The sequence below is a fragment of the Mesorhizobium sp. M7D.F.Ca.US.004.03.1.1 genome (genome assembly GCF_003998635.1).
Classification (GTDB): Bacteria; Pseudomonadota; Alphaproteobacteria; order Rhizobiales; family Rhizobiaceae; genus Mesorhizobium; species Mesorhizobium loti.
The window spans coordinates 1-1,881 of record NZ_RZQG01001062.1; the positions used below are offsets into that span (position 1 = coordinate 1).

A 1,881-nucleotide genomic window follows, 5' to 3' on the forward strand; every position below is an offset into this window, starting at 1 on the left:
CCCGATAGCTGCTGGGACCTGAAGGCGCTGCAGGCCGAAGCGGCGGCGGCAAAGTAAGCCGCACTTTTTCGACTGAAGTATAAGCGAGGTGGCCGGAAGGATCCGGTCACCTCGTTCCCTCATGGAATAGCAGCAGCCGATGTCCTTTCGCGAACGCCTCCAGTCCTGGCGCTACAATCTCGTGCCCGACCATGTCGTCGGCGAGATACTGACCAAACGCTGGACCGACAACGCCATTCCGTTCCTGGCGCTGGTGGTGACATTGGCGACCTTCGGCTCGGTCATTCCCGGCTTCTTCAAGCTGACGGCGCTGCAGGAATCGACCCGCCAGCTCGGCGAATTCTCGATGGTGGTCACCGGCATGACGGTGGTGATGCTGGGCGGCGGCATCGACCTGTCGGTCGGCTCGATCTTCGCACTATCCTGCTTCTCCGCCGTCTACGTCTTCTTCATCCTCGAACAGTCGATCTGGCTGGCGCTGGCCGCGTCGCTCGCCACCGGCCTCGTCTTCGGCGCCATCAACGGCTACCTCGTCGGCTATCTCAGGTTGCGCGCCTTTCTCACCACGCTGGTTACCTTCATCTTCGGGCGAGCGCTGTTCGACATCCTGGTCACCACCTATGCCGCCGATGTGCAGCTCTCCGACGCGACTTCCGATGTGCTGGATTTCATCGGCGACAGCACCTTCTGGGGGCTGTCGGTCTCGGTGTGGCTGGCGATCATCCTGGCCATCGTCACCCATATCGCGCTGACGCGCTCGCGGCCGGGCTGGCATGTGCTGGCGGTCGGCGGCTCGAGGCGCTCGGCGCACAATGCCGGCATCCGCGTGCGCCGCACGGTGTTCATGACCTATGTCTTCTCCGGTTTCTGCGCCTCGATCGGCGGCTTCCTCATCGCTTGCCGGTTGAGCGGGGCAGGGCCGGGCACCGGCCTCAATCTCGAGATCATGGCGCTGACGGCGGCGGTGGTCGGCGGTGTCAGCCTTGGCGGCGGACGCGGCTCGGTGATCAAGGGGCTGATGGGCGCCATCATTGTGCTGACCATGACCAATGGGCTGATCCGGCTGGGTTACGGCACCGGCACCAACCAGATGGTGCTGGGCATCATGCTGGCGGTGGCGGTGACCATCGACATCCGCTGGCTGAAGAACCGCCACAAGGTGCTGAACGAAGTCTATGTCGCACCGGTCTATCTGAAGATGGGCGAGACACAGTCGGCCGCACCCGGCTCGGGCACATCATACGAGCTCGACAACCGGCTGTCGGCCGCCGACCCTATCGGGCTTGGCGAGCTGGAGGGGCCGGAAGATGTCATTCTCGACCGCGACGACAATCTCTATTGCGGCACGCGTCACGGCGAAATCGTCCGTTTCTTCGCGCCGGATTATGTCAGGTCGGAAGTGTTTGCCCATATCGGCGGCTTTCCGCTCGGTCTCGCCTTCGACAAGTCCGGCAATCTGATCAGCTGCGTCGGCGCCATGGGGCTCTATTCGGTCTCGCCGGATCGGGAGGTCAAACGCCTGTCGGCGGAGACATCGCGTTCGTGGACCTCGATCGTCGACGATGCGCGGCTGCGCGACCCCAACGATTGCGACATCGCGCCGGACGGCCGCATCTATTTCACCGACTCGACCAAGCGCTATGACGCCCATGACTGGGCACTGGACTCGATCGAGAACCGCGCCACCGGCAGGCTGCTGGTCTACGACCCGAAGGACGGGTCGACCAGGACGTTGCTCGACGGCTATCGCTACACCAACGGTGTGTGCATGGCGCATGACGGCAAGTCGCTGTTCTTCGCCGAAAGCTGGGCCTGCCGGGTGCATCGCTACTGGCTGGAAGGGCCGAAGGCCGGCACCGCTGAATGCGTCATCCGTGACAT

1 protein-coding gene is annotated in these 1,881 nt (G+C 63.6%); it reads left to right on the forward strand.

Annotated features, from left to right (window positions below; genetic code table 11):
• Positions 1 to 139 precede the first annotated feature (139 nt).
• Positions 140 to 1,881 (forward strand): SMP-30/gluconolactonase/LRE family protein (locus EN935_RS33850; RefSeq protein WP_127374115.1); only part of this gene is annotated, 1,742 nt, incomplete at its 3' end.